Annotated in this window: 20 protein-coding genes; 9 read left to right on the forward strand and 11 right to left on the reverse strand. The window is 45.3% G+C overall.

What is annotated here, in order from left to right:
* Nucleotides 1–2: 2 nt before the first annotated feature.
* The 7 genes from RT143_RS03675 (at nucleotide 3) to RT143_RS03705 (ending at nucleotide 4,355) form a co-directional block, all read left to right on the forward strand.
* Nucleotides 3–188 (forward strand): hypothetical protein, encoded by a 186-nt coding sequence (locus tag RT143_RS03675; RefSeq protein ID WP_313091249.1) that lies wholly within the window; start codon nucleotides 3–5, stop codon nucleotides 186–188.
* A gap of 3 nt (nucleotides 189–191) precedes the next feature.
* Nucleotides 192–1,220 carry a YqaJ viral recombinase family nuclease gene (locus tag RT143_RS03680; protein ID WP_313091251.1) on the forward strand — a complete coding sequence of 343 codons (1,029 nt, stop codon included), beginning with the start codon at nucleotides 192–194 and terminating at the stop codon, nucleotides 1,218–1,220.
* Nucleotides 1,220–1,468: a hypothetical protein gene (locus RT143_RS03685; RefSeq protein WP_313091253.1), complete on the forward strand. Its 249-nt coding sequence runs from the start codon at nucleotides 1,220–1,222 to the stop codon at nucleotides 1,466–1,468. Before RT143_RS03680 ends, RT143_RS03685 begins: the two co-directional genes overlap by 1 nt.
* A gap of 12 nt (nucleotides 1,469–1,480) precedes the next feature.
* On the forward strand, nucleotides 1,481–2,518 hold the full coding sequence (locus RT143_RS03690) for a RecT family recombinase (RefSeq protein WP_313091256.1): 1,038 nt from the start codon (nucleotides 1,481–1,483) through the stop codon (nucleotides 2,516–2,518).
* Nucleotides 2,519–2,559: 41 nt separating this feature from the next.
* Nucleotides 2,560–3,117, forward strand: a complete 558-nt coding sequence (locus RT143_RS03695; protein WP_313091258.1) for a hypothetical protein — start codon at nucleotides 2,560–2,562, stop codon at nucleotides 3,115–3,117.
* 234 nt (nucleotides 3,118–3,351) lie between these two features.
* Nucleotides 3,352–4,074 (forward strand): hypothetical protein, encoded by a 723-nt coding sequence (locus RT143_RS03700; protein WP_313091260.1) that lies wholly within the window; start codon nucleotides 3,352–3,354, stop codon nucleotides 4,072–4,074.
* The gene (locus RT143_RS03705) at nucleotides 4,071–4,355 is read left to right on the forward strand and encodes a hypothetical protein (protein WP_160001469.1); all 285 of its coding nucleotides are present in this window, start codon (nucleotides 4,071–4,073) and stop codon (nucleotides 4,353–4,355) included. The genes RT143_RS03700 and RT143_RS03705 overlap by 4 nt, the downstream gene beginning before the upstream one ends.
* A 447-nt stretch (nucleotides 4,356–4,802) precedes the next feature.
* On the opposite strand, the gene tfpB is transcribed toward RT143_RS03705, so the two are convergent.
* From tfpB to RT143_RS03720, 3 genes are all read right to left on the reverse strand, one after another.
* Complete coding sequence (gene tfpB / locus RT143_RS03710; protein WP_313091262.1) at nucleotides 4,803–6,575, reverse strand: type IV pilus assembly ATPase TfpB; 1,773 nt, start codon at nucleotides 6,573–6,575, stop codon at nucleotides 4,803–4,805.
* Between the two features lie 186 nt (nucleotides 6,576–6,761).
* Complete coding sequence (locus RT143_RS03715; protein ID WP_313091264.1) at nucleotides 6,762–8,231, reverse strand: DHA2 family efflux MFS transporter permease subunit; 1,470 nt, start codon at nucleotides 8,229–8,231, stop codon at nucleotides 6,762–6,764.
* Between the two features lie 172 nt (nucleotides 8,232–8,403).
* Nucleotides 8,404–10,032 (reverse strand): ATP-binding cassette domain-containing protein, encoded by a 1,629-nt coding sequence (locus RT143_RS03720; RefSeq protein WP_313091266.1) that lies wholly within the window; start codon nucleotides 10,030–10,032, stop codon nucleotides 8,404–8,406.
* A gap of 141 nt (nucleotides 10,033–10,173) precedes the next feature.
* Between RT143_RS03720 and RT143_RS03725 the strand changes: the two genes are divergently transcribed.
* Both RT143_RS03725 and vapC read left to right on the forward strand, forming a co-directional pair.
* Nucleotides 10,174–10,377, forward strand: a complete 204-nt coding sequence (locus RT143_RS03725; RefSeq protein ID WP_203172083.1) for a type II toxin-antitoxin system VapB family antitoxin — start codon at nucleotides 10,174–10,176, stop codon at nucleotides 10,375–10,377.
* Nucleotides 10,374–10,784 (forward strand): type II toxin-antitoxin system VapC family toxin, encoded by a 411-nt coding sequence (gene vapC, locus RT143_RS03730; RefSeq protein WP_313091269.1) that lies wholly within the window; start codon nucleotides 10,374–10,376, stop codon nucleotides 10,782–10,784. Before RT143_RS03725 ends, vapC begins: the two co-directional genes overlap by 4 nt.
* A gap of 1 nt (nucleotide 10,785) precedes the next feature.
* On the opposite strand, the gene RT143_RS03735 is transcribed toward vapC, so the two are convergent.
* The 8 genes from RT143_RS03735 to prmB form a co-directional block, all read right to left on the reverse strand.
* Nucleotides 10,786–11,808, reverse strand: a complete 1,023-nt coding sequence (locus RT143_RS03735) for an ABC transporter permease (RefSeq protein ID WP_313091271.1) — start codon at nucleotides 11,806–11,808, stop codon at nucleotides 10,786–10,788.
* On the reverse strand, nucleotides 11,808–12,857 hold the full coding sequence (yejB, locus tag RT143_RS03740) for a microcin C ABC transporter permease YejB (RefSeq protein WP_313091273.1): 1,050 nt from the start codon (nucleotides 12,855–12,857) through the stop codon (nucleotides 11,808–11,810). Before yejB ends, RT143_RS03735 begins: the two co-directional genes overlap by 1 nt.
* A 52-nt stretch (nucleotides 12,858–12,909) precedes the next feature.
* The gene (gene gloB, locus RT143_RS03745; RefSeq protein ID WP_313091275.1) at nucleotides 12,910–13,710 is read right to left on the reverse strand and encodes a hydroxyacylglutathione hydrolase; all 801 of its coding nucleotides are present in this window, start codon (nucleotides 13,708–13,710) and stop codon (nucleotides 12,910–12,912) included.
* Nucleotides 13,711–13,724: 14 nt separating this feature from the next.
* Complete coding sequence (locus RT143_RS03750; RefSeq protein ID WP_313091277.1) at nucleotides 13,725–15,596, reverse strand: extracellular solute-binding protein; 1,872 nt, start codon at nucleotides 15,594–15,596, stop codon at nucleotides 13,725–13,727.
* A 165-nt stretch (nucleotides 15,597–15,761) separates the two neighbouring features.
* Nucleotides 15,762–16,865, reverse strand: a complete 1,104-nt coding sequence (serC, locus tag RT143_RS03755) for a 3-phosphoserine/phosphohydroxythreonine transaminase (protein ID WP_313091280.1) — start codon at nucleotides 16,863–16,865, stop codon at nucleotides 15,762–15,764.
* A gap of 120 nt (nucleotides 16,866–16,985) precedes the next feature.
* Nucleotides 16,986–17,858, reverse strand: a complete 873-nt coding sequence (locus RT143_RS03760; RefSeq protein WP_313091282.1) for a hypothetical protein — start codon at nucleotides 17,856–17,858, stop codon at nucleotides 16,986–16,988.
* Nucleotides 17,859–17,933: 75 nt separating this feature from the next.
* Nucleotides 17,934–19,037, reverse strand: coding sequence for a chorismate synthase (gene aroC / locus RT143_RS03765; RefSeq protein ID WP_313091283.1), 1,104 nt, complete (start codon nucleotides 19,035–19,037; stop codon nucleotides 17,934–17,936).
* Between the two features lie 155 nt (nucleotides 19,038–19,192).
* On the reverse strand, nucleotides 19,193–20,188 hold a 996-nt coding region (gene prmB / locus RT143_RS03770), incomplete at its 5' end, for a 50S ribosomal protein L3 N(5)-glutamine methyltransferase (RefSeq protein WP_313091285.1).

Consider the following 20,188-nt stretch of genomic DNA (forward strand, 5'->3'; position numbering starts at 1 on the left):
GCATGAAAATCAACCCCCTTAAAGCATGGCTGTCAGTGTTAAAACTGGTGGTCATCGTTATTGCTTTAATCTTCGTGATTATCGCTGTTTATTCAATTCCAAGTAGATTAGACGCACAGGCTAAAGCCGAAGCCGATAATATCGAAAACCACAAGGCTGAGCTAAAAGCCGAGCAAAATAAGGATTAAGCCATGACCAACTTAGCAATCCAAAATACTGCCAAGCAAGCCTTGGCAATCCCCACCAAAGACCTAAGCCGTGAAGATTGGCTACGCTTACGCCAAAGTGGCATCGGTGGCAGCGATATCTCAGCCATCATGGGCTTTAACCCCTACAAAACCGCGTATGACCTATACCACGACAAAATCAATGACGTGGTGGCAGATGCTCAAAGCGACGCGGCTTATTGGGGCACAATCCTTGAGGACGTGGTAGCCAAAGAATACGCCCTGCGTAATGACTGTAAAGTGCAAAAGGTCAATTACATGATCCGTCATCCTGAGTTTGATTTTGCCCTAGCCAACACTGACCGCGCTGTTATCAATCCAGCCATTAGCGGCAACGTGCGACTCAAAGACGGCAAGTTGACCACCAACAAGTTGCTTGAAGTCAAAACCGCATCTGAGTACATGAAAAATGTATGGGGTGATGAAGCATCGGACCAAGTGCCAGATAACTATAACTTGCAGTGTCAATGGTACATGGGCATTACAGGCGTCGATGAATGCGACCTTGCCTTGCTACTTGGGGGCAACAAATACCGCCAGTACAACATCAAATTCGATGCCGAATTGTTTGAAATCATGATTGATGAAGCTCAAAACTTCTGGGTCAATCATGTATTAGCAAGAGTTGAGCCAACACCCACCACTCTAGCCAATGCCAAGCAAAAATATGCAACGTCAACTCCAGATAGCACGCTTGATTTAGCGTTTAACGATTATGACAACATCGCCATCATTGACCGCTATGTTGAGCTAAAGGACCAAGAAAAGCTTGTCAAATCCGCCCTTGAGTTAGCTCAAGTCGAGTTAATCAACCTGATTGGATTTAACGAATCCTTGGCGGTCGATGGCGAACTTGTTGCGACCTACAAGGCAAGCAAAGGGCGTGAAACCTTTGACAAAAAAGGCTGTCTTAAAACCTATCCAGAACTGGCAGAGCAATTTGCCAAATTTACCAAGACTGGCGAAGTCAGTCGCACATTGAGGATTAAATGATGAGTTTATTAGATAGAAAGCTACCCCTTAATGAACAGCGTGAAGTTTTAGGTCAGCTATTGGCATTTCAAGTTAGTGATGAAGGCGTAATTCTTGACCAAGATGGCGATGAACTTTATGGGCAGTCAACCAAACATGACCTAACTAACCTTCGTGGAATAATCGAGTACATCGAAAACGAATCATTTAGCGAAGGTTATAACCGTTGCCGACGTGATATTAACCAAATCTTGAACAACCCAATGTAATAAGGAATTACCATGAACGATTTAACCACCCCAAGCCCAATCACCGCACCAGCCACAGCAGACGCATTTAGCCCAATGCAAATCGCGCTTGATGACACCCTGTTCGGTCAATGCCATCGACTGGCGCAAATCATGGCAAGCGGCGCTTGCACCGTGCCCAAGCATTTACAGGGCAATGTTGGCGACTGTTTCGCTATCGTCGGTCAAGCATTGCGCTGGGGGTTTGACCCTTATGCAGTGGCGCAAAAAACCCATCTTGTGAATGGCGTATTGGGATATGAAGCGCAGCTAATTATCGCTGTCATCAATGGCAAAGCCCCTATCGTTGGTCGCTTGAAGTTTGAATACTACGGCGACTGGTCAAAAGTCAAAACTAAGACTGATAGCCCTGCGGATGTAGGCGTCAAGGTATCAGCGACCATGCGCGGTGATGACGAGCCAACCGTCCTTGACCTGTCAATGGCTCAAGTTGGCACGGTGCGTAACTCACCACTTTGGACTGCTGACCCACGCCAGCAACTTGCCTACCTTGCTGCGAAGCGTTGGGCGCGTCTCTACTGCCCGGATGTTGTCTTAGGCTTATATAGCGAAGATGAACTGCAAGACCGCAACGCACAGCCTAAAGACGTGACCCCTACGCCAACCAAAAACGGCGGCACCGCATCAATCAAAGACCGTATCAAAGCTAAAAAGGCTGAGCCAGTGATGGAAGCGCAAGCGGCTGAATGCTTTGACATTGATCCAAAGGTCAAAGAAATCCAATCAGCCACCACGCTTGATGAATTGATGGTGCTAGGGAAAGACATTGCCCAAATCAAAGCCACTGAGAACCTATGTGGTGATGACTTGTCAATCTTGCAAAACACTTGGGCTGAGCAACGCGCATCTATCATCTACAACGAGCTGCTAAATGACATCAATCAGTCAACGGCAGATGATGCCCAAGAAATGCGCCAGCGTATTTATGGTGCCAAAGACAAGCTAGGTGATGAACGCGTGCAAGAGCTCAACGAAATCCTTGAGACCGTTATCAACCAAGCCACTGAATAACTAAAAACGTGCCACTGGCAACGGTGGCACTGGAGATAACCATGACAACCAAACTTACCCCACAACAAAAGAAAACCATCCGCAAAGTCACTGAAGCCTTAAAAGACAGCATGATTAGTATGACAATCGACGATCTAGTCAATGCCACTGGCTCATCCCCCACTGTCATCAAAAATACATTGGCAAAGATTGAAGGCGTCAAACAAGACGAAAACGGCTATTACTTGCCACGTGATGACCACGAATTAAATGCGGTAGCCGTTAATATCCAAGAAGCGCCTGTAAATATGCAAGATGGGGAGCTTAATACCCAAGCTCCCCATGTTAGCTACCCTGATAACAACGGAGCTACCCTAATTAATCCAAGTGCTGAAGTCACTAATCCAAGTGCCAAGGTCGTTAATCCCAGTGATATCGATACGGATACCGACCATGACGCCATAATTAATGAAGGTGTCAAACAAATAAGCATCTTGGAAGAAGCCAAAGACGCACCGTACGAAAAATTAATCATGCCCAAAAAACCACGCAATAAGCCTTTTACGCCCAATCCTATCATGGGTACCAAGTGCAAAAAGGCAAAGCCAAAATCTTTTTAGACCGACGAGCGACAAGTAAAACCCTTACCCTCTCGCTTGATGACCTAAAAGAATTGGTCAATGCGGTTGAAAAATCGGAGCGTGTGGCGTGAACAAAAGAACTGCCAAACGCATTCGCCAAAACAACCACCGACTCTATCATGAGTCGGTGAAGTGTGAAATAAAGTTTAAAGAGGCAGTCAAAGCGCTGCCTATGCCACCCATTTTAATGGGTAAAAGGATAAGGAGAAAGCCGTGAGCAATAAACCAACCAAGGCCGAAATCCTAGCTAACATTGCATGGATTTATAACGGCAATCACTACGAGAACCGTGAGGATATAGGAATAGCGATTGACGGTTATTTCACTACTCACAACATGCTTGGCGAAGTCATTGAGCCAATTGACTATCATCGCAATGTTGAAATCGATTTTTGGCGAGCAAAAGATAGTTTCACCAAACAGTTTGAAAAGAACCCTGGTCAGTTTTGGAAAAAGTATTTTTATGAGTATGAAGCAAGTGGTATCAAATCAGCATTTGACTCAACAAGCTATAAAACAAGTGTCTTTCGTGGAACTTACAGCACGTTTGGTATGTTCAAGAAGATACTAGACTTAGGCTTTGAACCTTACGATATCTATAGTGAAACTTGCCGCATAGAGAACCACCAAAGTTCATATTGTCGGAACCCACGCCAACACTATATCGGTATGCTCAAACATTGCAAAACAGGTCAATTTGTTGGCTGTGCGGTACCGGCATATATGTTTTTAAATGAACTGTATGAGAAATACTATTTTCATTTGAAGGCGGAGCCGCAAGGATTTGTAGGCAGTGATTCCCAATTTGGCTTTCAATCAGCTTTGGATGTGAACGGTATTAGCTATGCGCCCGCCGTTGAAGCTAAGCCCATGGCCATCAAGCAAAAAAAGACTATTGAAGAAAATCAACCTGACTTATTTGGAGAACTGGCATGATACCACGTAAGAAATGGGCAACTTACACCGCCCACGAAAAAGAACTGATGAAAACAGCCGTCACTCATGCCAGTCCAGACGAGTATTTCACACCTGAGTATGCCGCCGCTTTTATTGGCGTATCGCCTCGCACACTGCAAAGTTGGCGCGACAACGACAGCGACAAGCTGGAATACTCTAAACCATGCCGGAGCGTCGTACTCTACCAAGCGAGAGTCTTACATGGATTCTTACAGCGCATGACTTACAAATGTACTGCCAACTATCGTAAAGCCAGCTAAACGCTGGCTTTTTTTATACTCAAATAGATATCATTATCCCGACGTAGAACCGAAATTTTGCCCTTAATTTGCAGTATATCGGAGTATATTGAATATACTTTTCATCAGCGAAATTGGCTAAAAATATACTGAAAATATACTTGAAATATGTCGTTACATGATTTTTTATGAATTTATATGAAGTCCAAAAAACCTTGTAAGCCTTGAAAATACTGATTTTGTGAAGCCTGACGCATTGATATGAATTATCATGTTTTCACATGAATTTAACTATCTAAGAATTTAAAATCCCTCGCTCTTACGAGCGTGCCGGTTCAAGTCCGGCCCCGGGCACCATTGATTAAGCCTAAACTTTTACGTTTAGGCTTTTTTGTTGCCGATTATTTTTGAATTTTACCTGTTGTTTTTCAAATTTTATTTGTTGTCTTTCAAATAATGGGTAGCCGCCTAAGTCAATGGCACCACTCTCATCACTTCTTCAAACGTGGTAATACCTTCGGCAATCTTTTTCGCGCCTGCTAGTCTTAACGGCTGCAACCCATCTTGGTAGGCTTTTTGCGCGATTTGCGACAAGTCAGCGCCTTCGCTAATCAATTTTTTAAGCGCATTACTGAGTACCATGATTTCATACAACCCCACTCGCCCAAGATAACCCGTATTACGGCAATGTTCACAGCCCACGGCATGATTGATACTATCTGGGGCGGCGGCTTTCCAAGGACTGACTAACGCCTGCCAAGTCTGCTGCTCAATGTCATTCATGGGCTTATTGGATTTACAATGTGGGCAAAGGGTACGCACCAAACGCTGTGCCATGATGCCCAAGATGGTCGCTGAGGTTAAAAACGGCGCCACGCCCAAATCATGTAGCCTTGTTAACGAACTGGGTGCATCATTGGTATGTAAGGTCGATAACACCAAGTGCCCAGTCAGCGAGGCTTGTACCGCCATTTCTGCGGTTTCGGTATCGCGAATCTCGCCAATCATGATGATATCAGGGTCTTGACGCATCAATGAGCGAATACCGTCAGCAAAGGTCAAATCAATGTTGTTTTGAATTTGCATTTGGTTAAACGATGGCTCCACCATCTCAATGGGGTCTTCAATGGTACAGACATTGACTTCTTCTGTCGCCAGTTTTTTGAGGGTACTGTACAGCGTCGTGGTTTTACCTGAGCCTGTCGGACCTGTGACCAAAATAATGCCATTGGCTTTACGGGTCATGTCATCCCATTTTTGCAAATCCCGCCCTGTCAGTCCCAACTGTTCAAAAGAGCGCACCAGCACCTCGGGGTCAAATACCCGCATCACCAATTTTTCCCCAAACGCAGTGGGGAGCGTCGATAACCGCAGCTCGGTTTCTTGACCTTTGGGGGTACGGGTTTTGAGCCGTCCGTCTTGCGGTTTACGTTTTTCAGCGACATTGAGTCTTGCTAAAATTTTTATCCGAGCCACCACGGCGGTCATAATCCCAGTCGGCATTTGATAAACGGTATGCAAAATACCATCGATACGAAAACGCACGTTGCTTTTATCTCGGCGCGGCTCTAAGTGAATATCACTGGCACGCTGGTCAAAAGCGTACTGTAATAGCCAATCAACAATTTTGACGATGTGTTGGTCATTGGCATCGGGATTTTCAATATTGGCGGCATTGCCCAGTTGTAATAACGCTTCGACATTGGTGATATCGGCATCCGCGCGTTTTTGCTGATGGTTTGCCCCCGCAATGGCTTTGGTGACTTGATAAAATTCTTGGCGATAGCGGTTGATTTGCTCAGGACTGATTAATACGGTTTTGATTTTTTTGGGCGACACGATATGCGCAATATTGAGCTGCCAATCTTGATAAAATGGCTGGTCAGTGCCGATTTCCACTGTATTTTGGGTGACGGCGACTGGCAAAATGTGCTGCGAGCGCGCATATTCAAATGACATAATCGATGTCACTGAGGGCACATCGGTTTTCAGTGGGTCAATACGTACATAATCAACGCCGGCTTTTTGTGCCAACCAGCGATTGAGCTGGTCAAGAGTGAGCGCCATGTGCGTAGTCTTATCGACTAGATGAAAGCCTGCAATCACTTGCAAGGGATGCAAGGTTTTGCGGTTATGGGTCATCACCAAATTATAATCACGTTGGTCAATGATGCCATCTTTTAGCAGTTCATCAAGACACCAACGGGTATCAATTATCATTGAAAAAGCATTGGAGAGCATAGGGTTTCCAAAACGATTACGGCCATAGCAATTAGGGCAATCGGGTTAAAGGATTAAAATTATCATAAAATTGAGTGAAATAAATCACCACGCTACCCATCGGTATGGCTAGATAACCTATATCAACAATGACAATATAGTATCGACAACGTGGTATCAACAATATAGGCAAGAGTATAAGGGTAACTACTGATATAACCCCTTGCCATCAAATCGGTGCAACCGCAAAAAATACAGCCCAGATAAAATCGTCATGATACCCAAAATGATAAAACTGTATGAAAACGCGGTTTGCGTCTGTGCCAGCGAGGCGCGAGCGGGCGTCATTAAATGTAGCAGCATCGCCCCAAAGCCAATCCCAAAACTAATCGCCAATTGTTGGTTAACCGACAATAAACTATTGCCACTGCTGGTTTGACTTGGGCGAAGCCGTGCAATACTGATGGTGTTCATCGTGCTAAATTGTAGCGAATTACACGCCCCCATAAAAGTCAAAAATGGCACACTTAGCCAAATCGGCGTGGTTTGATTGAGTTGTGATAGCAGCATGATATTAACGCCAATCAACAAGGTATTGCCCGCCAATGTTCTACGATAGCCAAATTGCTTCACAATACGCGTGACCAGCGGTTTGGTCAACAGCGCGCCCACCGCAATCGGTGCCAACATCCAACCCGCTTGTGACGGCGAATAGCCCTGCACCACTTGCAGCAGTAGCGGCAGTAGAAAAGGAATCGCACTCATCCCCAAACGGGTCAGCAAATTGCCAACAATGCCCACGCGAAAGGTACGCACTTGAAACAAATCCAAGCCAAATAGTGGTTGTTGTCCATTACGCGATTCTGAGTATTTGGCGTGATAATAATAGCCAATAAGCAGCATAATCGCCAATAAAGCAACCATCACCGGAAAAACCGCTGAAGCCAGATTATCGGCATGAATGTTATTGGCAAACTCGAGCGCAAAGGTAAAGCTTGCCATCGCGCCACCAAACAGCAAAAATCCAAGCAAATCCATGCTGGGATTGCGCTGTAGATAGTTGGGCATCAGTTTCCACCCTGCCCACATCCCCAACACCCCCATGGGAATATTAATCAAAAAAATCCAATGCCAGCTTGCAAGCTCCACCAAATACCCCCCGACCAAAGGTCCAATCACTGGCGCAATCATTGCAGGCATCACCGCATAATTCATTACCGATAGCATACGTTCTCGTGGATAGCTTTTAATCAGCGTCAACTTGCCCACAGGCATCAGCATCGCACCGCCCAATCCTTGCACCACGCGAGAAAAAATTAGGCTATTGAGCGTTGGTGACACCGCACACATCATCGAGCCTGCAGTAAACACGCCAATCGCCACCATAAAGGTGGTCTTAGTACCATACTTATCGGCAATAAAACCACTAATCGGGGTAAAAATTGCCAAAGTAAGCGCATAGCTAATTACTGTCCACTGCATTGATAACGCAGGCTGATTCAAATCATGCGCCATCGCAGGCAAAGCGGTATTGAGCACCGTTGAGTCTAAAATTTGCATAAACAAAGCGATTGCCACCACGATTGGCAAATATTTGGTTTGCGCGGGGGTCAAGGCAGCGATAGCAAATAGGTCATGCTGTGGCTTTTTGTCTTCGGTAATGATGGAATTTGGCATGGTTAATTTTTAACAATTGCTAAAGGGGCTGTCGTTAATTGCATGTAATCAAGTCGCTTTATAAGTGCTTGTAATAAAGTCACTAGGGTAAATTGGCTATAACCAAGCAAACTTACGTAACAACGTGGTTCATGATAATTGTTAACTTTCTAATGTTTTGACAGCAAACCCGCTAGTTTTCACCGCTGTGCGCAATTAGGGCAGTCACATACTGATTTTGTGGTTGGGTGAAGATATTGTCTGTCGTATCATACGCTTGTGTTTCGCCATTTTTCAATACCAGTATCGTTTGGCACAATGCCTTAACCACCTGCAAATCATGGCTGATAAAAATATAGCTTAAACCAAATTTTGCTTGAATATCTCGCAATAACTTCACCATTGCCACTTGGGTGCTGCTATCAAGCGCCGATGTAGGCTCATCGAGTAACAAAATTTTGGGTTTCATTACCAATGCCCGCGCAAGTGCCACCCGCTGACGCTGGCCGCCTGAAAGCTCATGCGGATAACGGCTGATAAAATCTCGTGGCAACCGCACCGTGTCTAAGGCCGCTAATACCGCTTTTTCACGCTCCGTTTTTGCCATACCTTGAATAGTTAGCCCTTCTTCAATTATCTCAAACACACTAAACCGTGGATTGATACTGGCATAAGGGTCTTGAAATACCATTTGAATATCCGAGCGATACGGCAAAAAGGCTTTATTCGACAACGCTAAAACGTCCGTCATGTGAGCATTGGCTGACAGCAAAATCTGACCTTGCACCTTGGCAGCATTCGCCAATAATTTGATGAGTGCCAAAGCCGTGGTAGTTTTGCCAGAACCAGACTCGCCCACTATACCCAAGGATTGACCTTGCGTAAGGGTTAAGTTTAACCCTTTGACCGCCTCAAACCATTGGGTGGTTTGACCTAATATATTGTTTTTTTGGGGGAAAGCAATGGTTAACGCTTTAACTTCCAAAACGCTGGGTAAATTGTCAATGATGGGCAAACTTTGTCCAAAATCTTGATAAATCAATGAGCGAGTATAATCCTGCTGCGGCTGGTCAAAAATTGCTTGAGTCTCCCCCTGCTCCATGACCTTGCCTTGTTGCATGACGATAAGATTGTCGCTGTAGCGTTTGACAAGGTTTAAATCATGGCTAATCAAAATCATCGCCATGCCACGTTCATTTTTTAGGCGGTTGAGCAAGCCCAAAATCTCATGGCGTAAAGTCACATCTAGGGCGGTGGTTGGCTCGTCTGCGATAATAATGTCAGGGTTTTGCGCCAGTGCCATCGCTATCATGATACGTTGTCGTTGGCCACCCGAGAGCTCGTGCGGATAGCGGGCAAGTTTGCTTTCAGGGTTGGCAATATTGACTTGAGTAAGTAGGTCAATGGTACGCTGTCGCCAGTGTTTTTTTGCCACGCCAGCCATAGCAAGCGATTCGGCGATTTGTTTGCTCACCGTGTGCAAGGGGTTTAAGGCGGTCATGGGCTCTTGGAAAATCATGCCGATGCGTTTGCCACGGATTTGGCGAAAGACGTTTTGATTATCTTTGCTTAGGCTATTTTTTTCAATCGGTAATCTGATTGCTTGGTCGGTTTGGCTGTCGGTTAGATGGACTTGTCCTGTGATACTTAGGCTATTTGGCAGCAGTCCGAGTAAAGCAAGGCTTGAGAGGGATTTACCAGAGCCCGATTCGCCGACAATGGCGAGGGTTTCGCCTGTGTGGAGGGTGTAAGATAGGTTATCGACCAGCGTTTGGGTGGCGGATTTAATGGTTAGGTTTTTGACCTTGAGTAACTCACTCATTTATCATTTCCTCGAATGGTCGAACTTTTATCCGTATGCACGAGCGTCCCTGCCACAAAACCTGAACTCATATTTTTATCCTTTTAACTATTTATTAAAATGTGTATAATATCAAAGAATCATACACAAAGGCGAAATGATATGCGAACTAACATCATAATAGATGACAATCTAATGCAACAGACCCTACAAGCCACAGGCATTAAAACTAAAAAAGAAGCCGTCGAACAAGGGCTAAAGCTACTCTTGCAAAAAAGCCAACAACAAAAAATCCGTGACTTACGGGGCAAACTGCATTGGGAAGGCGACTTAGCCGAAATGCGTAAAACAGGTGTTGAAGGGTGAGCTTGCCTATCATCGCTGATACTAGCGTTTGGATAGACTATTTTAACGGTCATTCAACACCTCACACCGATTTTTTGGACACGCAACTTGAGGCAAGTAATGTGGCGATTTTTGATGTGATTTTGATGGAAATCTTGCAAGGTTTTCGCCTTGATACAGACTACAATCAAGCCAAAAATGCCCTTGATAGTTTATTATGTTACGATATTTTAAACCAACAAAATGCGATTAAATACGCTGATTATTACCGCCAATTACGCAAGCAAGGCATTACCATTCGTAAATCCAATGATGTGATGATTGCTAGTTTTTGCGTTGAACATCAATTACCCCTGTTATTTTGCGATAGGGATTTTATTCCGTTTACTCAGCATTTTGGGTTGATTGCTGCATTGAATTTTAGTTAATTCAAGACTGCCTTGGGTCAAACGCATCTCGCAGCGCTTCCCCAATAAAAATCAGCAGCGACAACACAATTGTCAAACTAAAAAACCCTGCCAAAGCGAGCCACGGTGAATCCAAATTATCTTTTCCCTGTGAGATTAGCTCCCCCAAAGACGGCGACCCCGCAGGCAAGCCATAGCCCAAATAATCGAGCGTGGTGAGTGCCGTGATATTCGCCGTCAAAATAAACGGCAACTGCGACAGGCTCGACGACATGGCGTTGGGCAAAATATGGCGAAACATAATCTTGGCATTTGACACCCCCATCGCTTTTGCCGACCGCACATAATCAAAATTTCTCGCTCGCAAAAACTCAGCACGCACCAGACCAACGAGCCCCATCCAGCCAAAGAGCAGCATCAAGCCAAACAACACAAACACGCTTGGGCTAAAAAGACTGACCAAAATAATAATCATAAACAGCTGTGGTAGACCACCCCACACTTCCATCAACCGCTGACCCACCAAATCTGTCCAGCCGCCAAAATACCCTTGCACCGCCCCTATTGCAATGCCAATGATTGACCCTGCCACCGTCAACGCCAACCCAAATAATAGCGATACACGCAAGCCATACAATACCCTTGCCAGAACATCTCGACCTTGGTCGTCGGTACCGAACCAGTTCTCGCTATTTGGCGGCGCAGGAAACGGCACATCACGACTCACACTTGGCGTTTGGTCGGCAAACGGTATCATAGGCTCAATCATATAGCCATGTTGGTTGATTAGGTCTTTCACCACAGGGTCTTGGTAGTTGGTTTCGGTTTCGAACACACCGCCAAAGGTGGTTTCGGGGTAAGACTTGACGATGGGAAAATACCACTGATTTTGGTAATTGACCAGTATCGGCTTGTCATTGGCGATAAGGTTTGCCCCCATACAGGCAAGGAAAATCAGGCTAAACATGATGAGCGAAAAAAATCCCAACCGATTACGCCGAAAGCGGTGAATTCGGGCTTGCCAAACAGGATGTTTTATCAGCATTAGCGACCCTCAAAATCAATACGGGGATCAATCAGATGATAAGTCACATCACTTATCAACTGCAAAATCAACCCCATCAAGGTAAAAATAAACAACGTGCCAAAAATCACCGGATAATCGCGTTGCCCAATCGCTTCAAACCCTAGTCGTCCCAAACCATCCAAATTAAAAATTACTTCAATCAAAAAATTGCCCGTAAAAAATATCCCCACAATCGCCGATGGCAAGCCTGCAATAATAATCATCATCGCATTGCGAAATACATGACCGTATAGCACTTTTTTTTCGCTTAACCCTTTACTGCGAGCCGTCAGCACGTATTGTTTGTTCAATTCTTCCATAAAACTAAACTTGGTCAAATACGCGAGTCCCGCAAACCCGCCAATCGTGCTTGCGGTGATGGGTAATGCCAAATGCCAAAAATAATCTTTGATTTTGCCAAACGTGGACAGCTTATCAAAATTCTCACTCACCAAGCCTTGCAGCGGAAAAATCTGCCAATAACTCCCCCCTGCCAACATCACCAGTAACACCACCGCCAACACAAACACAGGCACGGCATAACTCACCGCAAGCAGTAACGCGGTGGTTTTATCCATCAGTGAATTATGGCGTCTGGCTTTGGCAATCCCAAGCGGCACAGCGATTAAATAAATCAGTAGCGTACTCCAAAGCCCTAGCGAAATCGACACGGGCATTTTATCCAAAATCAGCTGTGACACAGGTTTTCCTTTAAAAAATGAGGTACCAAAATCGCCCTTGGCATAGCTTGTCAACATGAGCCGAAATCGCTCGGGCGCGGATTTATCAAAGCCGTATTGTTTTTTGATAGCCTCGACCATATCTGGCGATAAGCCCCGACTGCCTTGATAAGTGGTCGTCGACAGTTGGGTTTGGGTGGCGCCCTGTTTTTGTTCTGCTTCAATTTGGGATATTTTTTGCTCGACAGGACCGCCAGGCGCCGATTGGACAATGGTGAAATTGGTGAGCAGAATCAAAAACAAGGTGGGGATGATTAACAACAGCCGTTTAAGAATATATTTGCCCATGGTTATCCCTCATTATTAGCCTTACCTTAATAGTTAGCGTTGATTGTTGCCCTTAAAAGTTATTTTTTAGTTGGCGTAAGGCTTTAAATATCTCAAACGGACTGTCGTCTTCAATTCCTGTCTGCGTTTGTACGGTGTTTATCATTTCATCACTGGGTGCAATCACTGCACGTATAAATGGATTGATGGCTTTTTCATCGGCTAACGAGGTTGGCAAGGTTGGCGTATTTTGTTGACGTAACTCACTGTCATGCGCTATTGCCTGTGCAATGGCTGGATTGTGTGGCTCAATAAACTGAACAAATTTTAGATTTGATAGCGTATATTCATGGGCAGGATAAAATAGCGTTTCATCGTCATGTAACTGCGCAAAACGGTCAAAGCTTTCAAACAACGTCTCAATCGTGCCGGTGAAAACACGGCCACAACCTGCGCGAAATAGCGTATCTCCACAAAAAATATGCAGACGGTTATCAAGCGTCACTAAATACGCTAAATGATTTTCGGTATGCCCTGCCACCTGCCACACCTGCACAGGACTGCCCCAAGCGGTTAATTCGCGCCCTTCAGCCATAGCGATTAGATTGTTGGCATTGATTAACGGGTGAATATTGGCATGCGCAAAAATCTGTGCGTTTGGAAACGCATTTGCCAATGCTGTTACGCCGCCGATGTGGTCGCTGTGATGATGGGTTACCCATATTTGGGTGATGGTTAGATTTTCACGGTTTACAAACTCTACAACAGGCTCAGCATCGCCAGCATCAACAATAATCACTTCTTGTGTTTCATCATTGATAATCGCCCAAATATAGTTGTCAGTGAAGGCCGGGATTGGGTGGATTTTTAGCATTGTTTTATTCCTTATTATTTTCCTAAATACTGCATGACTTGTGCTTGTTTGTCTTTGTTCGCCCACCAATAATCGATACCGATGGCATTGCTTGGCAGCGGCCCATGCTCATAAAATTTCCAATACGCCACATTGTCAGTATGCTTGCCATAAGTCGGCACGACATAATAGCCCGCGCGTAGCAGACGGTCTAATACTTTGCTGTATAGCACAATATCGTCACGATTCTTCGACACTATGAGTTTGGCAATCACCGCATCAATGGCTTTGTTTTTGATACCCGCTGAGTTTTGGTTGCCTTTTTCGTCTGCGGCTTGTGAGCCCCACATATAGGTTTGCTCGGCGCCAGGTGACAAACTTTGGGCAAACATATCGATAATCATGTCGTAGTCGTATCTGCGAGTGCGCTCTAAGTACTGGGGAACATCGGCTTGGCGAAAGCTGGCATCAAACCCGAGTCGTTGCAGGTTACGTAAAAACGGCAACACAATGCGCGCGTTTTTTTCGTCAGCGGATAAAAATTCGATTTTGGCGGGCTGACCATTGGGCTGATACAGCTTCATATTTTGGTATTTGAAACCCGCTTGTAGCAGCAATTCACGCGCTTTTAATAAATTGTCTCGATTAAATCCATCGCCAGTTGATTTGGGGGCTTGCCAATCGCTTAAAACAGCCTGTCTTTGAATAGGCTCAAGGTCAGATAATAGCGGATTGATAACCGCCAGCTCTTGTGGCGTTGGCGTGCCGGTTGCGGCAAGCGCTGACCCATGAAAAAAGCTTTGCAAGCGTTCATATTGGCCATAAAACATGGTTTTATTAAGCCATTCAAAATCATACGCCAGTGTCATCGCTTGGCGCACCCGAATGTCTTGAAAAATCGGGCGGCGCAAATTCATCACAATCGCTTGCATCGGTACGGGGTTGTTATTGGCGATTTGCGCTTTGGTGATCATGCCTGCTTTGACGGCAGGAAAGTTATAACCCGTCGACCATGTCCGCGCTTTGTTTTCGGCACGGAAAAAATATTCGCCGGATTTAAAGCCTTCAAATGCCACTTCGGGGTTTTGATAATATACATACTTAATTTGGTCAAAATTATAACGCCCGACATTCACCACCACGCCTGCGTCAGGTTTGGCACCCCAATAATTGGGGTCACGCACATAGGTAATGGCGCGTCCTGCATCGATTGTGCCGATTTTATACGCGCCACTGCCCATCAGTGGCGTCAGTCCGACTTTATCAAAATAGCCATCAATCGATTTTTTTGACCAAATCGGCATTTGCGCGACGGTCAATTTGATTTCTTGGTTGTCTTTGGATTTAAAAATAAATTTGACGGTTTGTCGATCTATCACTTGGGTTTGTTTGACATCGGATAGATAGCTACGCATACTCATCACGCCTTTTGTCAGCAGTGCATCCATACTGGCTTTGACATCTTGCGCCGTCACAGGCGTGCCATCCCAAAAATAGGCTTTGGGGTTGATGTGATAGATAACCCAGCTTGGGTCATCTGGGTCATACGTGACTTTATCTGCCAGTAGTGGGTACTGCACAAACGCTTCAGAAAGCGAGCCTGTCATCAAACTTTCAAACAAATAATCGGTGCCGGTCACAGGTGTACCGACATCAATCCATTTATTAATACTATCAAAGGTGCCGATGGCAGATAGGCTTAACACACCGCCTTTGGGTGCGTTGGGATTGGCATAGGGTAAATGAGAGACATGGGCAAATTGTGCGGTGCTGTTGTGAGCGATAGACGTACCCGTGATGATAGCGGTATTGGCAGCGGATGCAACCACTAATAAGCCCAGCACCCAGCATTTTTTGCCGAATGTCTGGCGAGTGACTGCCCTCATCCAGTGGGCTGGTTTTATCATCCTGTCTTTTTTCACTTGCATCCCCCTGACCCCTTCACCTATTTTTCAAAAACCTTGGTATTGCTAGCTGCTATCCCTCATACGCCCCACACCCGCTAACTATAAAAAAGACTTAACAAGCATTTTAGCTGTTAAGTCTTAATGTAGCATGATTGTTAAACCTTTTTATACGCTAGTTTGTTCAAACTGCTGCATAAATTTGATTAACTTTTCAATGGTCGCCAAATCAATCGCGTTATAAATACTAGCGCGCATGCCGCCCACTGTACGGTGCCCTTTAAGATTCAAAAACCCTGCTTCGTCGGCTTTAGCTAAAAAGGTTTTATCAAGTTGACTATCTGCCAAAGTGAAGGGTACATTCATGATTGAGCGGTTGTCTTTGTTGACAGGGTTTTGGTAAAAATCGCTTTGGTCGATAAATTCATACAGTTTTTGCGCTTTTAACAGATTTTGTTGATAGATTGCCTCGACGCCCCCTTGCTCAAGCAACCATTCAAACACCAAACCTGCCAAATACCAAGAAAAAGTTGCTGGGGTATTGACCATCGAATCATTGTCGGCTTGGTTTTTATAGTCCAAGATACTTGGGCAAACCAAGTTGGCATGACCGATCAAATCATCACGGACAATCACAAGCGTCAAACCCGCAGGACCAATATTTTTTTGCGCACCTGCATAAATCAGTCCAAATTTTGAGACATCTATTGGGCTAGATAGGATGCAAGATGACATATCCGCCACGATGGGTACATTGACCGCTGGCACATCAAACATCGCCAAACCATTAATGGTCTCGTTGGGGCAATAATGGAAATAATCGGCGTTGTCATTAAGTTGCCAGCTATCACGTGGGGGCACAGTGGTATAGTTGCTGTCTTTGGCAGAAGCGACGACATTGATTTTGCCTAGCCCTGCTTGCTCATAGCGTTTGGCTTCGCTAATAGCTTTTTTAGACCAAATGCCGGTGTCTAAATAATCAGCTTCCCCTTTGAGTAAATTCAATGGAATGGCTGAAAACTGCAAGCTTGCGCCACCTTGCAAAAATAGCACTTTATAATTGTTAGGAATGTTCATCAGCTTGCGCAAATCCTGCTCGGCTTTTGAGGCAATGCCCACAAATTCACTGCTACGGTGGCTCATCTCCATCACTGACATGCCTGAGCCATGCCAATTTAACAATTCGGCTTGCGCTTTTTGCAGCACCGCAGTCGGCATAGACGCTGGTCCTGCACAAAAGTTAGCAACACGTTGATCAAAGCTGACACTCATAGCACGTTCCTTTTTATCGTGTGAAATGTTATCGTATGAAATGAAATAAAAAATACTTTACCACAATATAGCTAGTCGATGAATCATAAAGATGAATCATCAATCGGTGGCTTGTTGCGCTCAACTGGCTAGCAACTGCCAAAGTTGGCGTTTTAGGCGATAATCATCGAGCATATCTACCAGATATGGCAGACGCTGTATCGGTTGTTCATCTAGACAGTCAGGCAATGGCGTTAATGCCCCCACCTTAGGATTGCCTTGATTGATACGGTATAAAAATCCCGAAAACCCTGCAACTGCCATCGGGTAGCTGCTCATTAATTGCACCGTGGCTTTGGGTAAATGCTGGCTATCGGTGAGCAAAGGAAAGTTAAAAAAATGCACTGACGCTTTTAACCCACTGATGATTTGTTGCCATAACTGGTGTTGGCGGCTGTCTGTCTGCAAAAAACGACTGTCTACCACCAGTGTCCACTCACCCACGACTATTGCCTGCACATCAAAACTGGCAGTGAGCAATTCATCATTGAGCTGTTCATTATTGAACAGCTCATCATTCTGCCCGGCATCACTATTTGGCGCCGGGTCAACTTTTAAAGGTGAATGATGGGGTAAAGATGAATCATGCAGTAAAGATGAATCGTTGGGTAAAGGTAAATCATAGGGGTGAAAATTTACCGGACTCGCTGGGGGTAATTCTACTGCGCTCTCAACGGCATCATCTGCAATAACAGGATGATTGATGTCTGGCGTTGTATCAATGGGCACAAGTTCGCTAGTTAACCCAGTTTGAGCGGGTTGCAACTGCTGCGGCATGGCAGCAAGGGTCTCAACCGCTTGATAGGAAGAAACAACCTCAAAATCTTCTAGATTAGCAAACGTTTTGACAGGGCAATCTTGGCGCACCCAACGCGTAACACCCATCTGCGCCAGTATTTCGCTTTGCCAGGCATCGTACTGCTGCTCATCAAGGGTAAGGTCAGGTACAGTCATACCAATGTTAACTCAAGTTGAATGGGGCAACGCATTGTGGCAACCTTATGGCAACCAAATACCCCTATTAAAAAATTACCCAATCGGGGTAAGCGGCACAGTAACATCTGCGTTTTGCCCACGATGACGCAGATAATGGTCTAACAGCACAATGGCAAGCATGGCTTCTGCTATGGGTGTAGCGCGCACGCCGACACAAGGATCATGCCGCCCTTTGGTTAGCATCTCTACTGCATTGCCGTGAATATCAATACTTTGACCCGGGGTGGTGATACTGGCAGTAGGTTTTAGCGCAATACTCACTACAATCGTCTGACCCGATGAAATTCCCCCTAAAATTCCCCCGGCATGGTTGGCGTTAAAGCCGTGCAAGGTTAACTCGTCGCGAGATTCATGCCCAAACTGTCCCGCCACTGCCATGCCATCGCCAATTTCAACGCCTTTGACTGCATTGATGCTCATCATCGCATGCGCAATATCCGCATCAAGCCTGTCAAACACAGGCTCACCCAATCCCACAGGCACACCCGATGCCAATATGGTAAGCTTTGCGCCACAACTTGTCCCTTGCTCACGGCATTGGGTAATTAGCTGCTCAAACTTTGGCAAAGCATCTATATCCGCACAAAAAAATGGGTTACTGTTGACAAATTCCCAATCAATCGTATCTTCAGGTATCTGTTTGGCAATCACATCACCAATTTGGGTCACATAACCGCGGACTTCTACCCCCAGCCGTTGTTTCAAATATTTCTTGGCAATCGCGCCCGCTGCCACTCGCATTGCTGTTTCGCGCGCTGATGAGCGACCACCGCCACGATAATCGCGAAACCCATATTTCATGCTATAAGTATAATCGGCATGGTTGGGACGAAAGGTGTCTTTAATATCGCTATAATCTTTGGATTTTTGGTTGGTATTGCGAATCAAAAGCCCAATAGAAGTGCCTGTCGTTTTACCCTCAAACACGCCAGAGATAATTTCAACTGCATCGTCTTCACGGCGCTGGGTCGCAAATTTTGAGGTGCCCGGCTTACGACGATCCAGGTCCACTTGCAAATCTGCTTCGGTTAAAGGCAACCCTGGTGGCACACCGTCAACGATTGCCATAAGTCCTGCGCCATGTGATTCGCCACAGGTGGTGACGGTAAAAACTTGCCCGATGGTATTGCCTGCCATTTACGCTCCGCTTAATTTTTCATCAATACTTACAAATCAAATAATAGGTTTGTTGCACCCTGTTCATATATTGGTTTTTTTAGACGTTATCCAACTTATTAAATCAACAAGCCCAATCAACAAGTTAAAGATAGCAACCCCAAACAACCGCTTACTTAAGAAGCGCTCACATACTGCTCAAAATATGCCCGATTTTCCATCAATTCATCATAATCCATGGCAAAAATCCCATGCCCGCCATGTGCAAAGGTTAACCAATCAAACTGAATTTCAGGATAGGCTTGGCGCAGTGCCCATTCACTATCTCCCACCTCGCACACCAGCAAGCCGTCACGAGTCAGATAATCTGGGGCGTTGTATAAGATATGATGCACCAAATCCAAGCCATCTTGTCCTGCTGCCAACGCGTGGTCTGGCTCATGCAAGAACTCGGGTGGTAAATCTGCCATCGTTGCCGCATCGACATACGGCGGATTGGTCACAATCAAATCATATTGATTTTCTGCAGGCACTTTTTCAAATAAGTTTGACTCAATCAAATTGACTTGATGGTTCATGTGGTGATGTTCCACATTAACCGCTGCCACTTCTAGGGCGTTCTTGTCGATATCACTGGCATCGATCATTGCATCAGGGAAACGGCTTGCCAAGGCAATGGCAATACAGCCTGACCCTGTACACAAGTCCAGCATACGTTCTGGCTGTGCTAACTGTTTATCATACAATCCGTGGTCATGAAATTTTTTGTCATTAGTAGTGCCACTGATTTTTTCAACCAAATCATTCGGTTCAAAATACGGATAAAACTGCTGGCGAATCAGCTCAGCAATTGGCGAGCGTGGAATCAATACCCGCTCATCCACATAAAATGGCAAATCGCAAAAATAAGATAAATTAATTAAATAACTTAAAGGCTTACGTTCAACGATACGGCGCTGCAACAATGTCAATACTTCTGATTTTTCGCTATTGGTCAGGCGGCAATCTAAAATTTGCTCATCGGCAGACCAATCAAGCGACAAGGTTTGTAGCACAATGGCAGAAGCTTCAGCAAACTCATCTGTGGTACCTTGCGCCACTACCACATCATGCTCGCGTAATTTACTGACCCCAAAACGGATAAAATCGCGAATCGTTTTTAGGGTTTGGTG

Source organism: Moraxella sp. CTOTU48268, assembly GCF_032069585.1.
Taxonomy (GTDB): Bacteria; Pseudomonadota; Gammaproteobacteria; order Pseudomonadales; family Moraxellaceae; genus Faucicola; species Faucicola cinerea.